The 24,212-nt window shown below is 51.6% G+C and carries 26 protein-coding genes, 1 tRNA gene and 1 other RNA gene; 22 read left to right on the plus strand and 6 right to left on the minus strand.

Annotation, left to right across the window (positions count from 1 at the left end):
• Nucleotides 1–147: 147 nt before the first annotated feature.
• The gene (locus ACP26L_RS01040; protein ID WP_426450610.1) at nt 148–954 is read left to right on the plus strand and encodes a hypothetical protein; all 807 of its coding nucleotides are present in this window, start codon (nt 148–150) and stop codon (nt 952–954) included.
• A gap of 96 nt (nt 955–1,050) precedes the next feature.
• Here the strand turns inward: ACP26L_RS01040 and clpP are convergent, their stop codons facing one another.
• Together clpP and ACP26L_RS01050 are read right to left on the minus strand one after the other, a co-directional pair.
• Nucleotides 1,051–1,632: an ATP-dependent Clp endopeptidase proteolytic subunit ClpP gene (gene clpP, locus ACP26L_RS01045; RefSeq protein WP_426450611.1), complete on the minus strand. Its 582-nt coding sequence runs from the start codon at nt 1,630–1,632 to the stop codon at nt 1,051–1,053.
• A gap of 127 nt (nt 1,633–1,759) precedes the next feature.
• Nucleotides 1,760–1,834, minus strand: a tRNA-Arg gene (locus ACP26L_RS01050).
• Between the two features lie 259 nt (nt 1,835–2,093).
• Between ACP26L_RS01050 and ACP26L_RS01055 the strand changes: the two genes are divergently transcribed.
• The 12 genes from ACP26L_RS01055 (at nt 2,094) to ssrA (ending at nt 15,542) form a co-directional block, all read left to right on the plus strand.
• Nucleotides 2,094–3,125 carry a sugar-binding transcriptional regulator gene (locus ACP26L_RS01055; RefSeq protein ID WP_426450612.1) on the plus strand — a complete coding sequence of 344 codons (1,032 nt, stop codon included), beginning with the start codon at nt 2,094–2,096 and terminating at the stop codon, nt 3,123–3,125.
• An 88-nt stretch (nt 3,126–3,213) separates the two neighbouring features.
• Nucleotides 3,214–4,221, plus strand: a complete 1,008-nt coding sequence (gap, locus tag ACP26L_RS01060) for a type I glyceraldehyde-3-phosphate dehydrogenase (protein WP_426454778.1) — start codon at nt 3,214–3,216, stop codon at nt 4,219–4,221.
• A 404-nt stretch (nt 4,222–4,625) separates the two neighbouring features.
• Nucleotides 4,626–5,807 (plus strand): phosphoglycerate kinase, encoded by a 1,182-nt coding sequence (locus ACP26L_RS01065; protein ID WP_426450614.1) that lies wholly within the window; start codon nt 4,626–4,628, stop codon nt 5,805–5,807.
• 15 nt (nt 5,808–5,822) lie between these two features.
• On the plus strand, nt 5,823–6,575 hold the full coding sequence (gene tpiA / locus ACP26L_RS01070; protein WP_013914027.1) for a triose-phosphate isomerase: 753 nt from the start codon (nt 5,823–5,825) through the stop codon (nt 6,573–6,575).
• Nucleotide 6,576: 1 nt separating this feature from the next.
• Nucleotides 6,577–8,121 carry a 2,3-bisphosphoglycerate-independent phosphoglycerate mutase gene (gpmI, locus tag ACP26L_RS01075; RefSeq protein ID WP_426450615.1) on the plus strand — a complete coding sequence of 515 codons (1,545 nt, stop codon included), beginning with the start codon at nt 6,577–6,579 and terminating at the stop codon, nt 8,119–8,121.
• A gap of 52 nt (nt 8,122–8,173) precedes the next feature.
• Nucleotides 8,174–9,466: a phosphopyruvate hydratase gene (gene eno / locus ACP26L_RS01080; protein ID WP_426450616.1), complete on the plus strand. Its 1,293-nt coding sequence runs from the start codon at nt 8,174–8,176 to the stop codon at nt 9,464–9,466.
• 302 nt (nt 9,467–9,768) lie between these two features.
• Nucleotides 9,769–10,479: a M50 family metallopeptidase gene (locus ACP26L_RS01085; RefSeq protein WP_426450617.1), complete on the plus strand. Its 711-nt coding sequence runs from the start codon at nt 9,769–9,771 to the stop codon at nt 10,477–10,479.
• A 177-nt stretch (nt 10,480–10,656) separates the two neighbouring features.
• Nucleotides 10,657–10,896 (plus strand): preprotein translocase subunit SecG, encoded by a 240-nt coding sequence (gene secG, locus ACP26L_RS01090; RefSeq protein WP_426450618.1) that lies wholly within the window; start codon nt 10,657–10,659, stop codon nt 10,894–10,896.
• A 91-nt stretch (nt 10,897–10,987) separates the two neighbouring features.
• Nucleotides 10,988–11,791 carry an alpha/beta hydrolase gene (locus ACP26L_RS01095; RefSeq protein WP_426450619.1) on the plus strand — a complete coding sequence of 268 codons (804 nt, stop codon included), beginning with the start codon at nt 10,988–10,990 and terminating at the stop codon, nt 11,789–11,791.
• A 30-nt stretch (nt 11,792–11,821) separates the two neighbouring features.
• Nucleotides 11,822–14,353: a ribonuclease R gene (gene rnr, locus ACP26L_RS01100; protein WP_426450620.1), complete on the plus strand. Its 2,532-nt coding sequence runs from the start codon at nt 11,822–11,824 to the stop codon at nt 14,351–14,353.
• 144 nt (nt 14,354–14,497) lie between these two features.
• A complete protein-coding gene (gene smpB, locus ACP26L_RS01105; RefSeq protein WP_426450622.1) occupies nt 14,498–14,983 on the plus strand; it encodes an SsrA-binding protein SmpB in 486 nt (161 codons plus the stop codon).
• 197 nt (nt 14,984–15,180) lie between these two features.
• Nucleotides 15,181–15,542: a transfer-messenger RNA gene (ssrA, locus tag ACP26L_RS01110) on the plus strand.
• A gap of 56 nt (nt 15,543–15,598) precedes the next feature.
• Here ssrA and ACP26L_RS01115 read toward each other — a convergent pair.
• Nucleotides 15,599–17,038, minus strand: coding sequence for a recombinase family protein (locus tag ACP26L_RS01115; RefSeq protein ID WP_426450623.1), 1,440 nt, complete (start codon nt 17,036–17,038; stop codon nt 15,599–15,601).
• 923 nt (nt 17,039–17,961) lie between these two features.
• Here ACP26L_RS01115 and ACP26L_RS01120 point away from each other — a divergent pair.
• Nucleotides 17,962–18,447, plus strand: a complete 486-nt coding sequence (locus ACP26L_RS01120; protein ID WP_426450624.1) for a DUF7689 domain-containing protein — start codon at nt 17,962–17,964, stop codon at nt 18,445–18,447.
• Between the two features lie 40 nt (nt 18,448–18,487).
• Nucleotides 18,488–19,165, plus strand: coding sequence for a hypothetical protein (locus tag ACP26L_RS01125; protein WP_426450625.1), 678 nt, complete (start codon nt 18,488–18,490; stop codon nt 19,163–19,165).
• 322 nt (nt 19,166–19,487) lie between these two features.
• Here the strand turns inward: ACP26L_RS01125 and ACP26L_RS01130 are convergent, their stop codons facing one another.
• Nucleotides 19,488–19,805 carry a hypothetical protein gene (locus ACP26L_RS01130; RefSeq protein ID WP_426450626.1) on the minus strand — a complete coding sequence of 106 codons (318 nt, stop codon included), beginning with the start codon at nt 19,803–19,805 and terminating at the stop codon, nt 19,488–19,490.
• Between the two features lie 86 nt (nt 19,806–19,891).
• Between ACP26L_RS01130 and ACP26L_RS01135 the strand changes: the two genes are divergently transcribed.
• Complete coding sequence (locus tag ACP26L_RS01135; RefSeq protein WP_426450628.1) at nt 19,892–20,434, plus strand: RNA polymerase sigma factor; 543 nt, start codon at nt 19,892–19,894, stop codon at nt 20,432–20,434.
• Nucleotides 20,379–21,026: a hypothetical protein gene (locus ACP26L_RS01140; RefSeq protein WP_426450629.1), complete on the plus strand. Its 648-nt coding sequence runs from the start codon at nt 20,379–20,381 to the stop codon at nt 21,024–21,026. The genes ACP26L_RS01135 and ACP26L_RS01140 overlap by 56 nt, the downstream gene beginning before the upstream one ends.
• Before the next feature lie 392 nt (nt 21,027–21,418).
• On the opposite strand, the gene ACP26L_RS01145 is transcribed toward ACP26L_RS01140, so the two are convergent.
• The gene (locus tag ACP26L_RS01145; RefSeq protein ID WP_426450630.1) at nt 21,419–21,658 is read right to left on the minus strand and encodes a hypothetical protein; all 240 of its coding nucleotides are present in this window, start codon (nt 21,656–21,658) and stop codon (nt 21,419–21,421) included.
• A 225-nt stretch (nt 21,659–21,883) separates the two neighbouring features.
• On the opposite strand from ACP26L_RS01145, the gene ACP26L_RS01150 reads away from it, so the two are divergent.
• On the plus strand, nt 21,884–22,036 hold the full coding sequence (locus ACP26L_RS01150) for a hypothetical protein (protein ID WP_426450631.1): 153 nt from the start codon (nt 21,884–21,886) through the stop codon (nt 22,034–22,036).
• Nucleotides 22,037–22,051: 15 nt separating this feature from the next.
• Here the strand turns inward: ACP26L_RS01150 and ACP26L_RS01155 are convergent, their stop codons facing one another.
• Nucleotides 22,052–22,423, minus strand: a complete 372-nt coding sequence (locus ACP26L_RS01155; protein WP_426450632.1) for a helix-turn-helix domain-containing protein — start codon at nt 22,421–22,423, stop codon at nt 22,052–22,054.
• Nucleotides 22,424–22,601: 178 nt separating this feature from the next.
• On the opposite strand from ACP26L_RS01155, the gene ACP26L_RS01160 reads away from it, so the two are divergent.
• From ACP26L_RS01160 to ACP26L_RS01175, 4 genes are all read left to right on the plus strand, one after another.
• The gene (locus ACP26L_RS01160; RefSeq protein WP_426454780.1) at nt 22,602–22,838 is read left to right on the plus strand and encodes a helix-turn-helix transcriptional regulator; all 237 of its coding nucleotides are present in this window, start codon (nt 22,602–22,604) and stop codon (nt 22,836–22,838) included.
• Nucleotides 22,839–23,169: 331 nt separating this feature from the next.
• Nucleotides 23,170–23,667 (plus strand): helix-turn-helix domain-containing protein, encoded by a 498-nt coding sequence (locus ACP26L_RS01165; RefSeq protein WP_426450633.1) that lies wholly within the window; start codon nt 23,170–23,172, stop codon nt 23,665–23,667.
• Entirely contained in the window at nt 23,657–23,929 is a 273-nt protein-coding gene (locus ACP26L_RS01170) for a hypothetical protein (RefSeq protein WP_426450634.1), read from the plus strand. Before ACP26L_RS01165 ends, ACP26L_RS01170 begins: the two co-directional genes overlap by 11 nt.
• On the plus strand, nt 23,907–24,155 hold the full coding sequence (locus ACP26L_RS01175) for a DUF2538 family protein (RefSeq protein WP_426450635.1): 249 nt from the start codon (nt 23,907–23,909) through the stop codon (nt 24,153–24,155). Before ACP26L_RS01170 ends, ACP26L_RS01175 begins: the two co-directional genes overlap by 23 nt.
• Nucleotides 24,156–24,212: the final 57 nt, after the last annotated feature.

The following is a 24,212-nucleotide window of genomic DNA, read 5'->3' on the forward strand; positions in this document are numbered from 1 at the left end:
AGGAAAGGGCTTTTTCTTATGCTCTGCTGTCCGAGCTAACGAAGTCAGTGTCAGCGATCCGTCAGGCAGTCATCACCCCAATCCGGCAACCTGCGGTCCGCAGAACTCGTCTAGCTTGTAGGAAAGGACTCAGGAGGAGGGGGTGAAATGAGCCCTTGGTGGAGGGAACCGCAGCGGATCTGGCAGTGGATCGGATGGAGTTGTATCGGGATAGGGAGCTTGTATTTTCCTGTATTCCCTTGGTATGTGCTTGGGGAGGTCAAGGAGGCGGAGATTGGACAGTGGGCCCTCTGCAGCATGGTTGGGGGAGCTGGTATGCTGCTGGGTGCCTGGGTGTACCGAAAAGGAAAGGCCAGGCGTCTGCTGCTGTTATCAAGTTTGGCGGGAATGGCTTTGCTGCTGCTTGGGCAGGTGCCGGCCCTGTATTCATGGATGATGTATCAGGGGAGCTTGATCCGGCATTGGCCCCTTCCACCGAAGGTAGGATTTTTCTTAGGTGTGGGGCTGCATGGATGGCTGATCCTAGGGGCTCTTGCTGCCGTCACTGCCGCCGGACTTTCGCTGGCTGGCCGTGGAAATTCGGAGGTCAGCCTTTCACGGCAGGAGGGAATACGCTTTTTGCTGGGTCTAGGAAGCTTGCTGGCTCTCTGGTGGGGATGGAATGCCTATCAGTCAAGAAATTGGATTATGAGTACATACCCGGCTGACGGGATGGAACATGTGCCCACCGAAACCGTGGTGACGGTGGCATGGAAGGGCAGCTATGACTCTATGGGCATGCGGGTACGTTATGAAGATTCGCCGGATGCTCCGGTGCCGGGAGCGACAGGGGCGACGCAGTACGGTATGACATTTGAGCCTGAAGGCGGATTTCAGCCGGACCGCAGGGTGCGGATCGAAGTGGAGGCGGGGCGGCGGACTCATGTATTCAGCTTCACTACGGATGCGAAGTAACCATTGATGGAGAACAGGGTGAGCCTAACCAAAAAGCCTGCCATCCGGATGACCGGAGGGGCAGGCTCTTAGGTTTACCGCAGGTTGATGGGGAACTTACACTTTCTCGATAACCTTATCGATCAGACCATAAGCGCGGGCTTCTTCCGCCGACATGAAGTTGTCGCGGTCGGTATCCTTCTCGATGCGCTCAAAGGACTGGCCTGTGCGCTCGGCGAGGATCGTGTTCAGCTTGTCGCGCATCTTCAGGATCCGCTTCGCACGGATCTCGATATCGCTGGCTTGGCCTTCGGCGCCGCCGAGCGGCTGATGGATCATGACTTCGCTGTTCGGCAGCGCAAAACGCTTGCCAGGGGCGCCTGCGGCGAGCAGGAACGCGCCCATCGAAGCGGCCATGCCGACGCAGATCGTCGAGACGTCCGGCTTGATGAACTGCATCGTGTCGTAGATCGCCATGCCCGAAGTGATCGAGCCTCCCGGGGAGTTGATATACAGATGAATGTCTTTGTCGGGATCGCTGGCCGCCAGGAACAGCAGCTGCGCAATGATCGAGTTGGCTACAACGTCGTTAATGCCACTTCCAAGAAAGATGATGCGGTCCTTGAGCAAACGCGAGTAAATATCGTAGGCGCGTTCCCCTCTTGCATCCGGTTCGACTACCATTGGGATAAAACTCATGAGCTGCAGCCTCCTTTATAATTAAACTATAACCATCATAGCCCAAAAACAAACTAAGGTCAAGAAAGGTCAAATTAACCGACAAAAAAAGACCAGCTCTGTCAGCTGATCTGCTTGTTTGTATAAGTGGCGCGCCCGTAAGGAATCGAACCTTAATCTCAGGCTCCGGAGGCCTACGTCATATCCATTGGACCACGGGCGCATGTATGAAGCTTGCTGTGCGATCACTTGTGTGTGACAGCAAAATTGATTATATAGCATGCCAAGCCGGAATGCAAGTCCCTGTCCAAAAGTTTTTCGGTTACAAGATTTTTACAAAGGCTCTCTTGAAAATGGTTTGAAAATCCGGTATATTAGGGATAACTAAGTGAGAGCTTAGTTCTTCTTTTGGAGAATGTGGGACTGAAAATGCATCACCGGGACGAAAAGTGTCCAGTTAGCAAGCAAGCGGGAGTGAATCCATGAGAGAGATTCTTGACATCCAAAAACAGCTGCTTCCCGACTTGATGGACACCATGAAGAAGCGCTATACCGTTCTTCATCATATCCTGGTTTCCGGGATGATCGGCCGGCGCACTTTGGCGGGAATGCTGAACACGACGGAGCGGGTGCTCCGCGCGGAAGTGGACTTTCTGAAGGAGCAGGGGCTGGTCGACGTGGATGCCTCCGGCATACGCATCAGTATGGCGGGCAGGGAACTGCTGGAGCGGATCGAACCGCTCGTGAAGGACCTGTTCGGGCTCACGGAACTGGAAGAGAGGCTGCGCGTGCATTTCGGACTGAAGCAGGTGGTTATCGTGCCCGGCGATTCCGACACTTCACCCCAGGTGAAGAAGGAGCTTGGCCGTGCCGGTGCGTCCGTCCTGCGCAAGCTGGTTAGAGAGAACGACGTCGTCGCCGTTACCGGCGGATCGACGATGGCTGAAGTGGCCTACCATCTTACGGCAGCGCCGGCGATGAAGGGCATCTGGTTCGTACCGGCCCGCGGAGGGCTTGGGGAGAGCCTCGAGATGCAGGCGAATACGATTGCCTCCACCATGGCTAAGAAGACTGGAGCGCGTTATCGTCTGCTCCACGTACCCGATCACCTCGGCGAGGAAGCTTATCAGTCGCTGATCCAGGATACCACGATCTCCGAGATCATCCAGTTCATCCGTCAGGCACGGATGGTCATTCATGGGATGGGAGATGCTATGGTAATGGCCAGGAGGCGCAAAGTGGACCGGAAAACGACCGAAAGCCTGCAGAGGGAAGGGGCGCTTGCGGAAGCGTTCGGGTATTACTTTGACCGAAGCGGCCGCATACTTCACCGCATGCCGACCATCGGACTTCGACTCGAGGATATTCAGGGCATGGATACCGTGATCGGGGTGGCGGGAGGCCGAAGCAAAGGCGAGGCGATCGCCTCGGTGCTCAAGTACGGTCATGAGGACGTGCTCGTTACCGACGAAGCAGCAGCGCAGGAGATCATCCGCAACATCAGTTCATCATGACAGGTTTTTCCTGTCTTGAACGTTGCGCCCAGCGGACCCGCAGTGCGGGAATCGCGGGTGTGACAATATACATTTTGGGAGGCTATCAATCATGGTAAAAGTGGGTATTAACGGATTTGGTCGTATCGGCCGTAACGTATTTCGTGCAGCACTGGGCAACCCTGAAGTAGAAATCGTTGCAATCAACGACCTGACAGACGTAAACACGCTGGCTCACCTGCTCAAATACGACACTACGCACGGCAAGCTGAATGCAACGGTTGAAGCAACTGAAGGCGCGCTGATCGTAAACGGCAAAACCGTTAAAGTATTTGCAGAGCGCAATCCGGAAAACCTGCCTTGGGGCGCTAACGGCGTAGAAATCGTCGTTGAATCCACAGGGATCTTTACTGCGAAAGAGAAAGCCGAGCTTCACCTGAAAGGCGGCGCGAAGAAGGTTATCATCTCCGCACCGGCTACGAACGAAGACATCACGATCGTTATGGGCGTTAACGAAGACAAGTACGACGCTTCCCAGCACACGATCATCTCCAACGCTTCCTGCACAACGAACTGTCTGGCTCCTTTCGCTAAGGTAATCAACGACAAGTTCGGTATCGTAAAAGGCATGATGACGACGGTTCACTCCTACACGAATGACCAGTCCGTACTCGACCTGCCGCACAAGGATCTGCGCCGTGCGCGTGCAGCTGCCGAGAACATCATCCCTTCGACTACAGGCGCTGCCAAAGCTGTATCCCTCGTTCTGCCTGAGCTGAAAGGCAAGCTGAACGGTATGGCTATGCGCGTACCTACGCCTAACGTTTCCGTAACGGACCTGGTAGTTGAACTGAGCCAGAACGTAACGGTTGACGACATCAACAACGCCCTGAAAGAAGCGGCTAACGGCCCTCTGAAAGGCATCCTGAACTACTCCGAAGAGCCGCTTGTATCCTCCGACTACAACGGCGACCCGGCTTCCTCCACGATCGACGCCCTCTCCACGATGGTTGTCGGCGACAACATGGTGAAAGTCGTTTCCTGGTACGACAACGAGTGGGGCTACTCCAACCGTGTCGTTGACCTGGCTAACTTCATCGCCAAAAAAGGTCTGTAAGAACGAAACTGTGGTAATGGTCTGCTAACACCCTGAACACCAAAGCGCACTGGCGCGGTCCAATGAGTATCTATCTTCGGGATCTGTTGAACTTTCGTTTTTCTGAATTATAGGAAGAGGTTATAACGAAAGTTCAAAGGATCCGCGTTTGCGCTCTGCGATAGATACTCATTGTGCTGGCGTGCGCCTTGGTGAGAAGGGCAAGCAAGGCCCATTCCCACATTTTTTGTGTGTGGGTATAGGGTAGGGTAGAGAGAGAACATACAGAGAGAACCAAGAGAGAAACCGGTACATACCAGCTGACATGACATGTTCCGGATCACATATAGAGCACGAAACAGCGCAGGACTAGAGCGCTGGCAAGAGCAGCAAGCACAAATGAACCCACCGGGAGGGCGACAAAGATGAACAAGAAGAGCGTTCGTGACGTGGAAGTAGGCGGCAAACGCGTATTTGTGCGCGTAGATTTCAACGTACCGCTGGAGAACGGCAAGATTACCGATGACACACGGATCCGCGAGACCGTACCGACGATCAAGTACCTGACGGAGCGCGGTGCGAAAGTCATCCTCGCGAGCCATATGGGCCGTCCGAACGGCGCGGTTGTGGAAGAGCTCCGCTTGACTCCGGTAGCAGCACGCCTCTCCGAGCTGCTGGGCCAGCCGGTTGCCAAGGCCGACGAATCGGTAGGCGCAGCGGTACAGGCACAGGTTGCCGAGCTGAAAGACGGTGACGTGCTTCTGCTTGAGAACGTGCGCTTCTATGCGGGCGAAGAGAAGAACGATGCAGAGCTCGCGAAGCAGTTCGCTGAACTGGCAGACCTGTACGTGAACGACGCGTTCGGCGCAGCACACCGTGCACACGCTTCGACGGAAGGCATCGCGCATCACCTGCCGGCTGTCGGCGGTCTGCTGATGGAGAAGGAGCTCGATGTACTCGGCCGTGCGCTGAACAATCCGGAGCGTCCTTTCACAGCCATCGTAGGCGGTGCGAAGGTAAAAGACAAGATTGCGGTCATCGAGAAGCTGATCGAAATCGCCGACAACATCATCATCGGTGGCGGTTTGTCCTACACATTCTTCAAATCCAAAGGCTATGAAATCGGCAAATCCCTCGTAGACAACGACCGTCTGGAACTGGTACAAGAGTTCGAGCGCAAAGCCAAGGAGAAGGGCATCAACTTCCTTCTGCCGGTTGACGTTGTTGTAGGCGACAAGTTCGGTGCGGACGCCAACACGAAGATCGTGAACATCGACGAAATTCCTGCTGACTGGGAAGCATTCGATATCGGTCCGAAGACGCGCGAGATCTACGCGAAGACGATCGCCGAATCCAAGCTGGTCGTATGGAACGGGCCGATGGGCGTATTCGAGCTCGAGCCGTTCAAGAACGGTACTCAAGCGGTAGCAGAAGCTTGCGCAGCAACGGCAGGCTACACGGTGATCGGCGGCGGCGACTCCGCAGCGGCAGTAGAGAAGTTCCACCTTGGCGACAAGATGGACCATATCTCCACCGGCGGCGGCGCGTCCCTCGAATTCATGGAAGGCAAGGCGCTCCCGGGCGTTGTTGCGCTTCAAGATAAATAAGGAGGCGTACCCTTCATGCGCAAACCGATTATTGCAGGCAACTGGAAAATGTTCAAAACCGTTCAAGAGGCTGTTTCCTTCGTGAATGAAGTAAAGGGCAAAGCGGAAGTCGAAGGCGTGGAGAGCGTGATCTGCTCCCCGTTTACAAACCTTCCAGCTCTCGTAGAAGCGGTGAAAGGCACGACGCTCAAAGTCGGCGCTCAGAACCTTCACTTCGAAGATAACGGTGCTTACACGGGCGAGATCAGCGGCGTGATGCTGAAGGATCTCGGCGTCGAGTACGTGATCATCGGCCACTCCGAGCGCCGGGCTTACTTCGGCGAGACGGATGAGATCGTGAACAAGAAAGTCCAGGCGGCTTTTAAGCACGGTCTGACGCCGATCGTCTGCGTAGGCGAGAAGCTCGAAGAGCGCGAAGCGAACCAAACCAAAGACGTATGCAAAGTGCAGACGGAAGGCGCATTCGCCGGCCTGAGCGCAGAGCAGGCGGCACAGGTGGTTATCGCTTATGAGCCGATCTGGGCTATCGGAACAGGCAAGTCTTCGACAGCTGCAGACGCCCAAGACGTGATCGGCTACATCCGTGAAGTCGTTAGCGGTCTGTATGGCGCGGAGACGGCTGCGGCGGTGCGCATCCAGTACGGCGGCAGCGTGAAGCCGAACAACATTGCGGAATACATGCAGCAGCCGGATATCGACGGCGCGCTTGTAGGCGGCGCTTCCCTGGAGCCGGCTTCCTACATCGCCCTGATCGAGGGGGCCAAGTAAGATGGCCAGACCGAAACCGGTAGCAGTCATTATCCTGGACGGCTTTGGCCTGCGCGGGGACGTGCAGGGCAATGCCGTAGCCCAGGCGAAGAAGCCGAACTACGACCGTTATTGGAACCAGTTCCCCCACACCACGCTGATCGCCTGCGGCGAAGCCGTAGGCCTGCCGGAAGGCCAGATGGGGAACTCTGAGGTGGGTCACCTGAACATCGGCGCCGGCCGCACCGTGTATCAGGACCTGACCCGGATCTCCAAATCGATCCGCGACGGGGAATTCTATGAGAACGAGACGATTCTCGGAGCGGTCCGGCACGCGAAGGATAACGGCAAGAAGCTTCACCTGTACGGCCTGCTGTCCGATGGCGGCGTGCACAGTCATATCGAGCACCTGTTCGCGCTGCTCGATGTGTGCAAGAAGGAGAACTTCGAGGAAGTGTACATCCATGCGTTCCTGGACGGCCGTGACGTGGCGCCTGACAGTGCAGCGGGGTACATGGAGCGTCTGCAGAAGAAGATCGCGGACGTGGGCGTAGGCCGCATCGCTACGGTGCAGGGACGTTACTACGCCATGGACCGCGACAAGCGCTGGGAGCGTACCGAGAAATCATACCGCGCTATGGTATACGGGGACGGCCCGACGTTCGAAGACCCGATGAATGCGATCCAGGAATCCTATATCCGCTCGGTGTACGATGAGTTCGTCATGCCGACGGTAATTGTGAAGCCGGACCATACACCGGTAGGTCTGGTGGAAAGCGGCGATTCCGTCGTGTTCTTCAACTTCCGTCCGGACCGTGCGATTCAGCTCTCCCAGGTATTCACGAACAGCGATTTCCGCGGGTTCGACCGCGGGGACAAGGCACCGACGGATCTGTATTATGTGTGCCTTACGCTCTTCAGCGAGACGGTCGGAGGCTACGTGGCCTACAAGCCGAAGAACCTCGACAACACGCTGGGCGAAGTGCTGGCGCAGAACAACCTGAAGCAGCTTCGGATCGCCGAGACCGAGAAATACCCGCACGTCACGTTCTTCTTCAGCGGCGGACGGGATGTCGAGCTGCCTGGCGAGACACGCATTCTGATCCCTTCGCCGAAGGTAGCCACATACGATCTCCAGCCGGAGATGAGCGCTTATGAAGTGGCGGCAGCGGCTGTGGCGGAGATTGAAGCGGAGCGTCAGGATGTCATCATCCTGAACTTTGCGAACCCGGATATGGTCGGTCATTCGGGCCTTCTCGAGCCGACGGTCAAGGCAATCGAAGCCACAGACGAATGTCTCGGCAAGGTCGTGGATGCGATCATCGCCAAAGGCGGCGTTGCACTGATCACTGCCGACCACGGGAACGCCGATGTTGTCACGAATCCGGACGGCTCCCGCAACACGGCCCACACGACCAACCCGGTGCCTTTCATTGTGACGGACGGTCGTGTTACACTAAGAAACGATGGCATTCTGGCAGATATTGCCCCGACGGTGCTGGACCTGCTTGGCGTGTCCAAGCCAGAGGAAATGACCGGCACAACGCTGGCTGCTTCCCGCGGCTAGCTGGCAAGCAAGACCCATCCCAAAACCTAATTTTGAAGGAGTGTATTCCGCAATGACAGTAATCTCTAATGTGTACGCTCGTGAAGTACTCGACTCCCGCGGTAACCCGACGGTAGAAGTGGAAGTTCATCTGGAATCCGGCGCACGCGGCCGCGCTATCGTTCCATCCGGCGCATCCACAGGCGCATACGAAGCCGTTGAGCTTCGTGACGGCGACAAGTCCCGTTACCTCGGCAAGGGCGTTCTGAAAGCCGTTGAGAACGTGAACGACGTGATCGCTCCTGAGATTATCGGCATGAACGCGCTGGACCAAGTCGGCATCGACAAGCGCATGATCGAGCTCGACGGCACGCCGAACAAAGGCAAGCTGGGCGCGAACGCGATCCTCGCGGTATCCATGGCGGTTGCCCGTGCTGCTGCTGAAGCGCTCGACATCCCGCTGTACCTGTACCTCGGCGGCTTCAACGCGAAGCAGCTGCCGGTTCCGATGATGAACATCATCAACGGCGGCGCGCATGCGGACAACAACGTTGACGTTCAAGAGTTCATGGTTCTGCCGGTAGGTGCTCCTTCCTTCAAGGAAGCCCTCCGTACAGGCGCAGAAATCTTCCACAGCCTGAAGACCGTTCTGAAAGAGAAGGGCCTGAACACTGCTGTAGGCGACGAAGGCGGCTTCGCACCGAACCTCGGTTCCAACGAAGAAGCGATCCAAACGATCATCACGGCCATCGAGCGTGCAGGCTACAAGCCGGGCGTTGACGTATTCCTGGGTATGGACGTTGCTTCCACGGAATTCTTCAAAGACGGCAAATACCACCTCGAAGGCGAAGGCAAGTCCTACACGTCCGCTGAGTGGGTTGACTTCCTGGCGGCTTGGGTAGACAAGTACCCAATCATCACCATCGAAGACGGCTGCTCCGAAGACGACTGGGAAGGCTGGAAGCTTCTTACCGAGAAGCTCGGCGGCAAAGTTCAGCTCGTGGGTGACGACCTGTTCGTAACGAACACTGAGCGTCTGTCCCGCGGTATCGAAGAGAACATCGGTAACTCGATCCTGGTTAAAGTTAACCAAATCGGTTCCCTGACGGAGACATTCGACGCGATCGAAATGGCGAAGCGCGCAGGCTACACTGCCGTCATCTCCCACCGTTCCGGCGAGAGCGAAGACAGCACGATTGCAGACATCGCTGTGGCAACGAATGCCGGCCAAATCAAGACCGGTGCTCCTTCCCGTACGGACCGCGTAGCGAAGTACAACCAGCTTCTCCGCATCGAAGACCAGCTGACGGACGTTGCTCAATACGCAGGCAAGAGCGCATTCTACAACCTCAAAAACTTCAAGTAAGTTTCAGCTTGAAGCTTCTATAAGACCCGCAGGGCCCCGGCCTCTGCGGGTTTTTCCTTTTCTTTTCACCAGTATCCGGTACAGTGAAAAGGGATGGAGTCCGAATCCGGGGCGGGCGCTGATTGAAGGGCGGAATGCCCGGGTAAAATGGGAACAAAAGGATAAGAGAGTTAAACTACAACCGGGCATGGGCCAGTCCCGTAACCTAAAATACGGCCACCCTGCTTGCCAGAGGAGGAGCCGCATATACTGGCAGGAGATACTGAAGTTCAATCTGATGAAAAGAGGGGAGGGAGCTTCCTATGCGCCGTTGGCTCAAGACGATCGGCTTTTTGGTGCTGTCGGTATTTTTGTCCCACTTTATCCCGTTCAATGAATTCTTCCGCAACCTGGACACGATGATCCACGAATTCGGTCATGCGGTGGTTACTCTGCTGCTGCAGGGGAAGGTCATGTATATTGAGCTGTTCGCTAATCACAGCGGCGTGACGTATTCCCAGATATCCCAGCCCTGGAGTCTGATCCCGATAGCTATGGCCGGTTATATGACGGCATCGCTGTTCGCTCTGTTCCTGTTCCGGGTAAGAGCGCACGACCGGGAGAGACTCGGCCTGCAGGTGGTAACGCTGATCGCGATCGCGGCACTGATCCTGTTCGTGCGGGGGGAGTTCGGCGTGATGTGGCTGATCGGCTTTATCCTGCTTAATGTCGTGATGCTGGCGTTCATGCCGGCCTGGATCCGGGATCTGTATTATCTTCTAATTGCCTTCCTGACGCTGGAGGAGTCCGTTATGGGACCTTTCTCGCTGGTACTCTATGCTCTGCGTGATCCTTCAAAGGCGGGCGATGCGACGAACCTCGCGCTCGTAACTCCGATTCCTGCTTTTGCTTGGGGGCTGATCTTCACTTTGTTCGCACTCTGGTGTGCAGTCCGTGCCATCACCCTGTTCCTTCGGGGGAGAACATCGGAGAACCGCCGCTCTCCAGCCATTTATACACGCTATGGAGAATAAACCACGGCTCATATGGGTATCCTGAATTAATATGGCAGATCTCCTTCCCCGGCAAGATTTGTCAGATGGACAAGAGTGTGCTATACTATGCATGCTGTCTGTTTACTGGGTTTTCATCGACATATGGGCCTAAGGACATCGGGCAAGTTCTCTCGTACACTAGCAGGAGGTAGGATTATGGAAGTTGCACTGAAGATTATACTGGTTATCGCTTCGCTCGGTCTGATCGCGGTTGTACTGCTGCAGCCAGGCAAGAGCGCGGGGTTATCCGGCGCCATCTCCGGCGGTGCAGAGCACTTGTTCGGAAAGCAGAAGGCACGCGGCCTGGAGCTGTTCCTCAATCGCCTGACGATGGGCCTTGCGGTAGCGTTCTTTGTTCTGTCTTTGATTGTGGCTTACTTTGTAAAAGGGGCATAAACATAAAACCGTGACAGCAGGGGAAAGATACTCCTGCTGTTTTTTTATTACTATGCACAGTCCGAGGGCTTACGGCAGGGAGGCGAGGCAGTTGGAGCGGCAGTATCGGACTACGGAGCCCTTTCACCTGGAGGGAGCGGGAGAGAGGGCTTCCACGGAGCTTCTGCTCATCCATGGGTTCACCGGATCGCCTTCGGAATTCCGCCGCATGGGCTACTACATGAACGATTTGGGCTACTCGGTCAGGGGGATCCTGCTGCCCGGCCATGGGACGACGCCGGAGGATATGATCCGGACAGGACTGGCTGATTGGTCCAGACATGTAGTGGACTGCTTCGACGCGATACGGGAGCAGGGGGGACCGAACAATCGGATTGTGGCCGTAGGGCATTCGATGGGCGGATTGCTTGCCTTGAAGCTGGCTATGGAGCGTCCGCTGGCAGGTGTCGTCTCCCTGGCTGCACCGATCTTCCTCGCCTCCCGTAAGACGGCTCTGGCTGTGCTACTGCAGTATTTTGTGAAGTATGTGGAGCGGCGGCCGACCGTACCCCCTCATATCATCGAGGAAGCCTGCTCCTACAGCCGTACGCCGATTCCTTGTGTCGTGGATTTGCGCAAGCTGCTTAAGCACGTCAAAACCAGTTTAAATGAAGTAAAAGCCCCGCTTTTTATCGGACAAGGGGGAAGGGACAAGCTTGTCATGCCGCGAAGTGCGGAGTACATCTACCGACATGTCTCCTCGGCCTTCCGGCAGATCGCCCACTATCCTTCCACCTCGCATGCCATCCTGCTGGATGACGAGCGGGAGCAGGTATACGCGGATATTCACCGATTTCTGGTGACGCTTGAGCAGATAGGGACATGGGAACAAACGGCGGCGGGGTATTCGCCATAGAGTATAGAAAGAAGAAGGCAGGTGACCGTCATGATCACTAGAGACATATTACTGGATTTTATGCAGGAAGAGGCTTATAAGCCGCTGACTTATCAAGAGCTGGAACAGCATTTTCAGCTCGACAGCGCCCAATCGTTCAAAGAATTCCTGAAGCTCTTGAATGAGCTGGAGAACGAAGGGCTGATCGTACGGACACGCAACGACCGGTACGGTGTGCCGGAGAGAATGAATCTGCTCCGCGGCCGTCTGCAGGCGCATGCCAAGGGATTCGGGTTCCTGATCCCGGACGACAAGGAGCACCCGGACGTCTACATTCATGCCAATGACATGAGTACGGCTATGAATGGGGATATCATTCTAGTCCGCATCACATCCCGCAGTCCTTCGGGTGGACGGATGGAAGGGGAAGTCGTCCGTGTGGTATCCCGCGCCAACACCCGGATTGTCGGCCTGTTCCAAGCCCATGAGGAGTATGCGTTCGTGATACCGGACGATAAGCGCGTCGTGCGCGATATCTTCATCCCGAAGGACTCCTTCGGCGGTGCAATGGACGGGCACAAGGTGGTTGTCAATATCGTCTCCTATCCGGAGGGACGGGCGGCGGCGCAGGGGGAAGTCATCGAGATTCTGGGTCATAAGAACGACCCGGGCGTCGATATTCTCTCCATCATCCGCAAGCATGGTCTTCCCGAGGCTTTCCCGGAAGAAGTCATGGATGAGGCATCTGACGCTCCAGAGGTGATCACGGAGGAGGAGATTGTCTCCCAAGGACGGCGTGACCTTCGCAACAAACGGATCGTGACCATTGACGGCGAAGATGCCAAGGACTTGGACGATGCCGTCAATGTGGAAGTGCTCGAGAACGGCAACTACGTGCTCGGGGTTCACATTGCGGATGTCAGCTACTATGTCCGCGAGAACTCGGCACTGGACCAGGAAGCTTACAACCGCGGATGCTCGGTCTATCTGGTCGACCGCGTCATTCCGATGCTGCCCCACCGGCTCTCGAACGGGATCTGTTCTTTGAACCCGAGAGTTGATCGCCTCACCATGTCCTGTGAGATGGAATTCGATGCGCAGGCCAATGTGGTTCGGCACGATGTGTTCACGAGTGTGATCCGGACCAGCGAGCGGATGACGTACAAGAACGTGCGCAACCTGCTCAAAGGCGAAGCCGAACCGGAGGTACAGGAGAAGTACGCGTACCTGATGGATGATTTCCGCCGGATGGAAGACCTGGCGATGCGTCTGCGAAACAAGCGGATGCGCCGCGGTGCGATTGATTTTGACTTCCAGGAATCCAAAATCCTCGTGGACGAGAATGGCAAGCCGACGGATATCGTGAAACGCGAGCGTTCCATCGCCGAGATGATCATCGAAGAATTCATGCTCGCGGCGAACGAGACGGTGGCCGAGCATTTCCACTGGCTGAAGGTGCCGTTCCTGTACCGGATCCATGAAGATCCGGATGCGGAGAAGCTGCAGCATTTCCTCGAGTTCATCACGAACTTCGGCTACGTGGTGCGCGGCAAAGGCAACACGATTCATCCGAAGGCACTGCAGAGTCTGCTGGAGGAGATCAAAGGCACCAAGGAAGAGACAGTTATCTCTACCGTCATGCTGCGTTCGATGAAGCAGGCGAAGTACGATGCGAACTCCATGGGACACTACGGTCTGGCAGCTGAGTTCTATTCTCACTTCACTTCACCGATCCGCCGGTATCCGGACCTTATCATCCACCGGGTCATGCGGGAGGTATTCGAAAGCGGCGGGACCGGTCTCACCGACAAGCGGCATGAATACCTGACTTCGCGGATGGACGATATCGCAAAACAGTCGTCAGAACGCGAGCGGGTGGCCGTAGATGCCGAACGGGAGACCGAGGCTCTCAAGAAGGCTGAATTCATGCTCGACAAGGTCGGAGAGGAGTTCACTGGCATTATCTCGAGCGTCACTTCCTTCGGGATGTTCATCGAGCTGGAGAATACGGTAGAAGGATTGATCCGTCTCTCCGATCTGACGGACGACTACTATCACTTCCATGATGCACAGCATGCGCTGATCGGGGAGCGCACGTCGAAGATCTTCCGTCTCGGCGACGAGGTGAAGGTCCGCGTATCGCGGGTGAACATGGACGAGAAGACCATCGACTTCGAGATGGTCGACATGAAGCCGCGCTCGCAGAAGATGAGCCTCGTCGATGCGCTGAACGGCGTACGCCGCGGCGAAGGCAAACGCGGCGGCGGTGGTGCGCGCGGAGCCCGCGGGGGCGGCGATGGCCGGCCGGCAGCAGCCGGAGGCGGCGGACGCGGAGGCCGGGGCAAGCGCGGTGCGGCAGCGGCCGGGCCGGGCGCACGCGGCAGCCTGGGCGGGCGCGGCAAAGCCGGCGGACGCGGGGCCAGCGCGGCAGCCGGGCCGGCTCGCGGCGGCAGTGCCGCAGGCGCAGGCAAGGGCCCGGGGGCCGCGAAGGCGCGGGCGCTGGACGCGGTCGGCCGTGGCGGCGAGAGCGGCGGCGGCACGGGCTTCGTGCGCAAGAAGCGCAAGAAGACCGTGAAGCGGTAGCGGGAAGTCCGCAGGGTATTTCCAGGCAAGGCGGCAAGCAGGGAAGGATCGGCAGCAGGCTCTTGATTTCCGGGGATGGAGTTGGTACAATGGACTCCATCCCTTGGAATGGAAATCGCTGTGATGGTAGGAGGTAAGGCGAATATGGCTCAGAAGAATCCCAATGAAGGCAAGCTGCTTGCCCAGAATAAGAAGGCGTCCCATGATTATTTTATCGAGGACACCTACGAGTGCGGGCTGGTGCTGACCGGTACGGAGATCAAGTCGCTTCGGCTCGGCAAAGCCAACATCGGTGACGCGTTCGCAACCATCCGCAATGGCGAAGCTTTCATTCACAATATGCATATCTCGCCTTTCGCCCAGGGGAACCGGTTCAATCCGGAGGACCCGACGAGAGCGCGCAAGCTTCTTCTGCGCAAGGAGCAGATCCATAAGCTGCTCGGCCAATCGAAGCAGGAGGGCTACACCATTGTGCCGCTGAAGATCTATGTTCGCAACGGTTACGCGAAGCTCCTGATCGGCCTCGGACGAGGCAAGAAGCAGTACGACAAGCGCGAATCGGCAGCGAAGAAGGATGCCCAGCGGGAGATTGCACGGGCACTGCGCGAGAAGCAGAAGGTAGCCAGGTAACCGCCTTCGGGGAACTGGATGCTCTTCCAGATAGTCGGGTGTTCCTTTCGCCCGAGAGTATGCTATAATAAACAAGCAGCCGGGGATGAGCGGTAACGAGCTTCCCGCAAGCGGCTCAAGATTCAACAATGATTCAATGATTCACCGCCGCAAGAAACCTAGCATCAATTTTAGTAGACCGCATAGTCTACCAATCCGGGGACGTTTCTGGATTCGACGGGGGTAGTACGAGCGCGGGTTGCGGGTAGTGGGGACGCGTCCACTTCATCAACGCTAAAGCCTATTAAATGGCAACCAAAAACAAACCTACGCTTTCGCAGCTTAATAACCTGTGAGCGTGCCTCTACTCTGTATCGCCCATGTACCGGGATAGGGGCTCAACCTTAGTGGGATACGCTGTCTCATCTCCGCCTGCGGTGAGCTGAAGAAGACAATCAGGCTGACCCAAAGCAGAGCCGGTTACGGGGCGCTGCTCGGGTGACATCAAAACTGTGACTACACCCGTAGATGCCTGTGTGGCGTTGCCTTCGGACAGGGGTTCGACTCCCCTCGTCTCCAAGAAAGTACAGAAAAAAAGCTGTACTTTGTTGAAGGCGAAGAGAGTCGAGAAATTGTTCAGACGGTTTGGAGCTCAATTAGACTCCAGCCGTCTTTTTCTTTTTTTATGACTATTTTACGGAACATGCTCTGGGTGGTTTCTTTCTTGACCTCATCGTCGATCAGGTCCCAGTTTTCTTTTAAATGTTCGACCATTTGAACGAGCTCAGCCGCGGGAATTTCGGGGGTAGCTGCTGGTGCATCCTCTTCACTTAAAGCAGCGTATATACCCTTCATGCGGGTGTCCTCTTCCTCGATAAGCATGGCGTAAGCCTCCGATGTCAGATTCCCATCACCTAAGGCCATCATCCAATTTTTACGCCTCTTATTACTTATCTCCACTTCTTTCTGAAGATTGAACTTCTCCTTCTTACTTTTTTGTTTTTCTTTAGGCTTGGCCTCATCTAATGGCTTGTCCATCATGAGTGAAACTTTGTCAAAGACGAGTTTAGTTATTGCCCGTTCTGAGATGCCGGGGGCATCACATGTATTTCGTACATAATTGTTATAGCATCTGTAGGTCCTGTAGATTTTTCCATCCTTAACAGTGGCATTACCAGAGAAAGTTGCACCACACTCTTCACACTTCACTAAACCGCCATAGGGGTACACAAAGGATCGCATGGACATTTCCCCTTTCGCGCGGCGATCAATGAATCTCCGGGCCTTCTCGAAGTCCTCACGACTTATTATGGCTTCATGAACGCCTTCATTCAGGATGCGTTTTTCATCACTCCAGGCATCGGGTTTAAAATGATTGTAACCGGCATAAGTTGGGTTGGTCAGAATTGTCCTAATTCGCTTACCGTCCCAAAGGCCGCCTTCTTTACCGCGTGAAAATTCATTCATGTGTTTTGCAATCTTCACAACACCCCATCCCTTTTCGAGATAGAGTCGGAACACCGTACGGATCAGTTCGGCTTCATCTTCAACAAGAACTAAATTATAGTTAGAATCAAAGCTATAACCGAGTGGAGGTCTTGAAATATGTTTGCCCCCCAGCTGTGCTTTTTTAACGAGCCCCTTTAATGTTTCTTCTCGAAGGTTGTCCAAATAAATCTCTGCCCATATACCAGAAAACATAAGAAATGCTTTGCCCATCGGTGACCTTGTATCGATCTCTTCTGAACCTTGAGCAGCAATAATTAATCGAACATCGAGCTTGTTTACCATCCCAATAAAATCGTATAGGTCGCCCATATTCCGACTAAGTCGATCCAGCTTATGGATGAGGATTGTATCAAATTTCTTCGCTTTCATATCTGTTATTAATGCTTGGACACCTGGCCGGTTAAAAGATCCTCCACTGACTCCTGGATCTGAGTATATTCGATACAACTGCAGGCCCTTACGTTCAACTAGGTCAGTGAGGATGTCACGTTGAGCATCGAGACTAAAACCATCCTCGGCTTGTCTTTCAGTAGAAACCCTTGTGTAAATGGCTGCTTTACCTTTCATGGTCGTCGACCTCCTGAGAAGAAACAGTGTATTAGCATAAACATTTTAAATTATAGTAAGCAATAGTTAATAGAGGGATGTAAGTAATGCATTTAAGTGGCCTATCCTTTTAAGCATAGTAAGAAAAAACTATCGAGTAGAGCTGGTAGCCATTTCATATATTATTTATTCAGCTATCGTCTCCAGGTAGCTTAATGACTAAGACGATTAATCTCTATGAACGGGTTTATGGCCGAGGCGCAGCGTGTGTATGACGCGCTGAGATTCGCTGGCGTACCGGCGGAGGATGCGCGGATGGATTGCCGAATGCGGGCGACGTGCATTCCGGTCCTGACGGCAATCTGCGCGCACTCCTGGATTTCTATTAAGAAGCGGAAGCTGGGCGCGGTGTCCAATGGGAAGTGAGGATATAGCAGGCGAATTGCGGAGGCAGTAGTGGCAGTGGATCCCTGGACTTCGAGGTAATTTTACGAGGCGTAATGGCTCTCGTGGCCATCGCCTTGATCGTATTCATGGTAATCCTGCCGGGCCCCGTGGTTATCGACCGGAAATCAATGCTCGACCTCAGTGCCAAGCGTTAACCAGGCGCGCTAGTTCGCCGCCAGACGCTAGACGTGACGATTATAGACTAGAGGGAGGGAGGCCAATGCTGTAGCTCTCCTCTCCATTTATGATATAGATAAAACCCTACATTTCGACTTAATAATATAAAATTTTTCACAAATTTACAAATACTGTGTTAAATAAATAGAATAAAATGGGATTAAAGACGTATTATGTTAAATTTTGTTTCGTGATAGAATCAGATTTGTAAAAAAAACCCAGGTTTTCAGAACAACGCAAGCAGTCCATTAATATCGAAATGTTCTGGAAACAAAGATGCAAGAAAAAATCCCCCAAAAAGGATAGGTGTGTAATATCCGATGAAAAAGAAGATTATTTCCACTCTAATGGGTATCACTGTAGTAATGGCAGGAAGCGCTACGGCCCTTGCCGGTTGGAACGACCCTCAGTTTATTGCAAGTAAAGCAACATATGATGCGATCGTGAAAACACCCGACAATTACAACTATCTCGCTCCAGCCACCCCTAGTTATAACTGCCTTGCTTGGGCACTTCAGAATCAGTCTTCGTGGGTATGGCCTTGGGTTTCTAATCCAACCTCAGCTGAAGTTGATAACTACCTTTATGGTAAAGGCTACGTCGGTGCTACCTTTCCATCTGAAGCACAAATCATCTCCTACGGCACATCTTCCACAAACATCACTCACTTCGGTAGGGTTGCAGATTCCAACTATGTTAATGCAAAATGGGGCCAATTAGAACGACTTCAGTCACTCAGCTGGGATCCATACAGCTATTCAGGTGGGTATGGACCAAAAATTAAAACCTACGCAGTAGGGCACTAATGTCAGGCTTTCTTAAACAAAATCAAAGGGCGTGAATACAATGAAAAAAATAGCTATCGGTATGGGACTATTTGCCGCCAGTTTTGCTGTTACCATGATTTTTAATCAATCAGCAAATGCATCTGTTGAAAAACAGCTTGAAACAAACCTTGTTAGTATTAATGCTAAGCTCGCTAAAGAAATTGAGAATAGAACTGAACTCGCAAAAAGCAGCAATCCCTACGATTACATTAAGGATAGTGCTGAATTCGAGAACATTGTAAATCTCGGAGAAGAGGTACTTCCAGTACTCGAAAAAAAGATCGATGAGAGCCCCGGTTCCCCTCTTCAGGACTACCTCCTTGCAATAGCTGCTGAAAAGATTTCAAAAATTAATCTCAAGCAAAAGCAGGAAAGTACTTGGGAAACCGGAGATGGTTTCTCCGGCAAATGGAAAGAACACCTTAAGAAGATTCCTGCTTCTGTAAAAAGTATTTCTACATCGTCGAAATCTAAAGAAGAAAAAATTAGAGAGCTTACAGAACTCGGTACACCAGCGTTACCATTCATCTTAGAAGAAGTCGCTACAGGAAACGAAGAAATTGCTCCTGCTGCTGACGAGTTGCTGAAGGGCAATAAGTCTGTATCGTCAGACAGTGCAGGAAAAAGCAAGAAAGAATGGGCTAGCAGTGTCAAGAGTAAATTTGATGATCTCAAGAACTATGTAAAATCCAAATAACCTAATCTTTGAATTAATTAAGAGGCCACTCCGTAATTGGGTGGCCTCTTATGCATCTTACAAAATGCATTTTTTGAAGTAGTGGCGTTATTGCATCATATTATTAGACACAAAGCCCATACCTACCGTATAGGGGTGGCACCATCATAGCTGTCACCCTGTTATTATTCCTGATTATCTAGCTGTATGGAAGGCCTTTTGAATTGGGACTACGTTGATAATGTCTAATGCTCCTATTTGAATAATTATATACTGCTGATGAAAACAAACATCTTGCTTGTCGATATACGAAAAAATTGCGTCACCTTGTGGAGTGTTAGGGTCAAACAACGCAAATAAAAGCCGTTTTTCTTTTGATAGAGAAATATCTAACGACATCGATACCTATTGAGTGAATTCCATGACTTGGTTGCGAAGGTATTATATATTGACACACGCCTGTTGAACGAATTTCCCCTAGCTTGCGCCCTTCGCTTTCCGCAAGCAGCAATTGCTCGACAAGCGCTTGCGTCTGCTCTTCCTGTTGCTGTGCTTGATAGTCGTCGATGTCTGCTAATTCAAGCTGCCTGCATAGGTCTGAATTTGCTGAGAAAATGCCGAGACTGCTTGCTAGTAAATTATTTCTGCGGAAACGTCCCATCGCTTTACGAAGTCGGAGAAATTATTTTAGTGAAATGAAACATTTCCCTTTGTTTGAACGTGTTAAAGGTGAAAGGAGTGGAATAATTGGGAAGCTTGGAGGTAGGCAGGAATGAACACTTAGCAATCTTGGTGAACAAATACGCCGATATGGTGCTGCGCTTGGCATTAACCCATCTCGGAAACCTGGCAGATGCGCAGGATGTATGTCAGGAAGTATATATCAAGCTTTTCAGGCATCAACGCCCCTTTAGCGATGTGGAACATGAGAAAGCTTGGATAATTCGTGTAACCATTAATACTTGCAGAGACGTAATCAGAAGTCCATGGAAGAGATGGTTCTCACCCCTGGAGGTGGCACCTCTGCCAGATAACCATCCAGAGAGTATGGAGATCGTGTCCCTTGTTCTTACGCTTCCTCGGAAATACCGGATGGTCATTCATCTTTATTATTATGAAGGCTACAAAACATCCGAGATTGCCGAGCTTCTAAACATAAACGAGAACACGGTCCGGACACAACTAAAGCGAGCGAAAGAACTTCTGAAGGCAAAGATAATAGGAGGATTTGACGATGACGATGAGAACAAAGTATGTGAACGAAATGAACGAAATAAAAGTAGACGATGAACTTAAACAAACAATCATCAATAATGCTAGCATGAGTACTGCTGTTCTTCAGCGCGAAACACGAGCATTTCGCAGAAAGGTCGCAATGATTGCCGTTTCCTGTATTGCTATATTACTTCTTGCCATTGGTGGACCACTTATACTTCATGATAAGAATCATGATAATCCATCTACATTATTTAGTGGGTTCGTGATTACTGCTTACGCGGCAGACGGTGCTCCTCTGGTGGTAAAACCTGATGTAGATTTCCCGCTTGGTCAATACTCATCGTTTATGAGCAGTGTGCCAGGCTTTCCTGTAACAATTGTTTCTAAAGAAGCAGATAAAATTGAAGTACGAACATCAGAGGGGGAGCTGTTATTATGGGATAATAAGGAAGATTTCAAGGTAAGATCGCAGGGGAAGGTCGCGACCTTTAAGTCAGGCGATACGATTTACTGGACTCCTGTGGTAGTTGGTGATCAAAAAATAGTGGATGAAAGTATACTTGAGATAAGCGCCTACAAGGATATGAAAAAGCTCGGTAGCAGTAAGATCGAAATTAAATTGGGTAATCACAATATGTACAACGCAAAGTTAATTAATGAATGATTTGGGTTATATGGTCAACGCTAATGTCCAAAAGTAGGTCCAATACCAGCGAAGCTGACACAGAACTAAAAGTAGATCGAATTAAATTGTTTAACTTACAAAACCCAGATGTTGGCCCCAGGGTGACAGCCTACGCTGGTATTACCCCGTTAAGGCCATCTTTATTGCAATTAATGATTGGGGTTGCCGAGAGCAAAACGTGGATTTATAAAGCTTAGATAGCCTTTTAGCTACCTTAAAGCAAGGCTGCCCGCGGCAGCCTCTTTGTATTCAACTAACGTTCCTTCCGAATTAACCCTGTCGGTTTACGCAGCGCAAGAGAAGAGACCCCATCACCTGGTGGGGGGACGACCTCCATGTTTATCTCAAGTTCCGCTAAGTTGAAGAATTTCTCAATTGCCGGGGCCGATCCTACGAATCGACTTCACTGTATCCAGGTTGATCCAAATCTTCTCGTTGCCATCTTCAGATTGAACACGAATGAAACCTACGCCGGTCATGTCTTCCGTCATAATACTGTATTCAACGAATCGGGCCTGTAGCTGCAATTCTCCTTCATCCATTTCGTAGTGCACCTCGATCAAGTCACCCTGCTGAAGTGGATCACGTGTACCTCCCCTTCTTATCTGCATCCGTTATCTCCTCCTTGTACTTTATTACCCAATGTATGGATGTTGGGCAAATGTAAGAAAAACAAAAATAAAGCCGCTAATCCACCATTGGATGCGGCTTATATTTATTATGGTCATGATATAAGTGGGTCTCATTTTTGGTGGAAATCATTGTAATGCGAACTAATGTTCTGATATTATTGAGGAAACATACATAAAAAGGAAATGAAACAGGAGTGGATGACTATGGAGACAGAGAAAACCTGCTTGATCAGGGTATTTATTCAAATGGCAACAAAAGAACAAGTCTCTCAATTATTAATTTTAATTTTAGATAGCAATAATCCTAAATTGGTTTCCCTAGCTCCAACAATTGAAGACCTATATCGGGCTATGTAATATTCACTTTACCTTCTAATGATCCTTATTCTTTTCATATAGAGTAGAAATCATGTTTTCAATTAATTTTTGTTCTGCCTCGGGGAGGGAAAAGATTTTATCAATTAATTCGTTCTTTTTTTGTGTTAGTAAATCATTGTTAGCTTCTCCAGGGTTTTCTGAATCTAAATAACCTGCAATTTTCATTAATTCACTATAAGAGCAGTTATAAGCTTTAGAAAGTGCTTTCAGGCTTTCCGGTGATGGTTTTATTGGTTCTCCAGTACGTGGATGTTTGCCTGCCTCTAAAGATCCAATGTATGTGTAACTCAATCCACTTCTCTTTGCAGCTTCTCTGAGGCTTAATCTTCCACGTAATTTTCTAAGCGTTTCAGCCAGTTCTGTCACTTAAGGCTCCCTCCTCTCTGGTTACACCTATTTATTATTAATATTTTGTTTTTTTGTACGACTTATAATACATAGTGTACTACAAGTTGATTAAAAAACAACGAACTATAGTGTTGACAAAATGTACTATAAGTAGTACATTTTTATTGTGTTATTTGTAGTACAAAAAAGACGAGAGGTGAAATTCTTGAAAAATAATCTCCAACCCCTCATAGAAGCGCAGAATCTAAGCATTACAGATATTGCAAAGGAGCTAAAAGTCTCGCGTGGTTCTATCTACAGAGTAATGAATGGAGGGACCCCATCTGCAGAGTTACTATTGAAAGTTAGTCATTTCTTTAATAAGGATGCTAGGGAGATTTTTTTTGTGGATAATGTACTACATGTAGTACAAAAGACGACTCAAACCGCATAGAGGAGGTTCTCATGAATCAAATATTAATTAATGGAGAAATGGCGACGCATGTAGAGATTCCCGTGTCAGTCTTTTCTAGGGATCTCCTCGAAAGAATGTATCTTAGCATTCAGAAAAACAAGGCGATCGCGGAAGAAAGGAAGGCTACCAAAAGGGAAGGCCGACGTAAAAGAAACCTACTACCGACTCTGCGGTAGCAGGTTAGCAAGGAAGATCGGGAAAGTACCGGTTTGTTCATCTCAATAGTATACCTAACTGCTGTCACATATCGAGTCCCCTTTGGTGACTTTGTTGACACAATAACCCACTATTTGTGAAGGGAATGTTAACTATGAGCATCGGTCAAGTGATTCATGACTATCGTAAGGTCAACCGATTGACCCAGGGTGAACTTGCCAAAAGGCTCCCCATGGATCGTACAACACTCGCAAAGGTAGAATCCGGTAGCCGCGAACTTCCGCCGGCATTGGAACCAGTACTCGCGCGGATGTGCTGGAAGTTCGCTTTAAAAATCGCGGACGAACGAACAGATGGGTTCATTTCTAACATCCTGGACGATCTTCCAAACCTCGACCTTCACCCAGCTGCACTAAAAGATGTGTTGCTAAAAGAGATTAACGAGCTGGAACAAGCATTAGGAGGACTGGTCATGGCAAAGCACATCGATCCTGAGAAGAGGAGAGAGAGTGCCGAACGTGTATGGCAAGAGATGCGAGACGTCATGGAGAAGGCCATAGTCCTGCAGGGAGTTCTCGAAGAAGAGTTCGGGATCGACCGAAAGAGAATGATTGAAAAGCACGAAGCGGAGGTGAAGCGCGGTGAAAGGTAATTTTGCGAAGATGCTTCAACAACGTGGATTAAGCTCAGGGGCGGTGTTTGCAACGGGGATTTTGAAGGCCAGTGAGGTGTCTCGTATGGCTGCTGCTTTTAAGGCCAACGAATCGGGTAGGTCCAATAACAACGAAAAAGCCGCCTGGCGGGGCGACTTCATCGTAACTGCTTCATTTGTTAAAAACCTTGAGACCAGTATACCTGCTGCTGATGAGATTGGCAAGGAGGGGGTGCTTGATGCCTGGCATCCATTTTGTTAATACCGAGCATCGCTCTAACTTCGGCAAGCTGCTTATCCAGTTCGGCTCATATCAAGACAGGGAGTATGCTGCAGCTTGCTACGTACTGGCCCATCCGGAGATTTACCGGAAGGTGAAGTGGGCGCATACAGAGTCACCGTTTGATTTTCTGAAGTGGCGCGGCGCCGCTGTTGCTATTCGTGCAGGACGAGCAGCCGTGATTCAGGTGCTGGACCTAGCGGAATAACGAAAGGGGCGTGGAAGTGGATGTTTCCAGCCAAAGCTTGCTTGGAATTCGACGGTC

It is taken from the genome of Paenibacillus sp. S-38, assembly GCF_049942825.1.
In the GTDB taxonomy this organism is placed as follows: domain Bacteria; phylum Bacillota; class Bacilli; order Paenibacillales; family NBRC-103111; genus Paenibacillus_G.

Excerpts from the sequence above, each read along its gene's own strand:
- ACP26L_RS01040 (WP_426450610.1), top strand. The coding sequence starts at position 148 with ATGAGCCCTTGGTGGAGGGAACCGCAGCGGATCTGGCAGTGGATCGGA.
- clpP (WP_426450611.1), bottom strand. The coding sequence starts at position 1,632 with ATGAGTTTTATCCCAATGGTAGTCGAACCGGATGCAAGAGGGGAACGC.
- ACP26L_RS01055 (WP_426450612.1), top strand. The coding sequence starts at position 2,094 with ATGAGAGAGATTCTTGACATCCAAAAACAGCTGCTTCCCGACTTGATG.
- ACP26L_RS01065 (WP_426450614.1), top strand. The coding sequence starts at position 4,626 with ATGAACAAGAAGAGCGTTCGTGACGTGGAAGTAGGCGGCAAACGCGTA.
- tpiA (WP_013914027.1), top strand. The coding sequence starts at position 5,823 with ATGCGCAAACCGATTATTGCAGGCAACTGGAAAATGTTCAAAACCGTT.
- gpmI (WP_426450615.1), top strand. The coding sequence starts at position 6,577 with ATGGCCAGACCGAAACCGGTAGCAGTCATTATCCTGGACGGCTTTGGC.
- eno (WP_426450616.1), top strand. The coding sequence starts at position 8,174 with ATGACAGTAATCTCTAATGTGTACGCTCGTGAAGTACTCGACTCCCGC.
- ACP26L_RS01085 (WP_426450617.1), top strand. The coding sequence starts at position 9,769 with ATGCGCCGTTGGCTCAAGACGATCGGCTTTTTGGTGCTGTCGGTATTT.
- secG (WP_426450618.1), top strand. The coding sequence starts at position 10,657 with ATGGAAGTTGCACTGAAGATTATACTGGTTATCGCTTCGCTCGGTCTG.
- rnr (WP_426450620.1), top strand. The coding sequence starts at position 11,822 with ATGATCACTAGAGACATATTACTGGATTTTATGCAGGAAGAGGCTTAT.
- smpB (WP_426450622.1), top strand. The coding sequence starts at position 14,498 with ATGGCTCAGAAGAATCCCAATGAAGGCAAGCTGCTTGCCCAGAATAAG.
- ACP26L_RS01115 (WP_426450623.1), bottom strand. The coding sequence starts at position 17,038 with ATGAAAGGTAAAGCAGCCATTTACACAAGGGTTTCTACTGAAAGACAA.
- ACP26L_RS01120 (WP_426450624.1), top strand. The coding sequence starts at position 17,962 with ATGAAAAAGAAGATTATTTCCACTCTAATGGGTATCACTGTAGTAATG.
- ACP26L_RS01125 (WP_426450625.1), top strand. The coding sequence starts at position 18,488 with ATGAAAAAAATAGCTATCGGTATGGGACTATTTGCCGCCAGTTTTGCT.
- ACP26L_RS01130 (WP_426450626.1), bottom strand. The coding sequence starts at position 19,805 with ATGGGACGTTTCCGCAGAAATAATTTACTAGCAAGCAGTCTCGGCATT.
- ACP26L_RS01140 (WP_426450629.1), top strand. The coding sequence starts at position 20,379 with ATGACGATGAGAACAAAGTATGTGAACGAAATGAACGAAATAAAAGTA.
- ACP26L_RS01145 (WP_426450630.1), bottom strand. The coding sequence starts at position 21,658 with ATGCAGATAAGAAGGGGAGGTACACGTGATCCACTTCAGCAGGGTGAC.
- ACP26L_RS01150 (WP_426450631.1), top strand. The coding sequence starts at position 21,884 with ATGGAGACAGAGAAAACCTGCTTGATCAGGGTATTTATTCAAATGGCA.
- ACP26L_RS01165 (WP_426450633.1), top strand. The coding sequence starts at position 23,170 with ATGAGCATCGGTCAAGTGATTCATGACTATCGTAAGGTCAACCGATTG.
- ACP26L_RS01175 (WP_426450635.1), top strand. The coding sequence starts at position 23,907 with ATGCCTGGCATCCATTTTGTTAATACCGAGCATCGCTCTAACTTCGGC.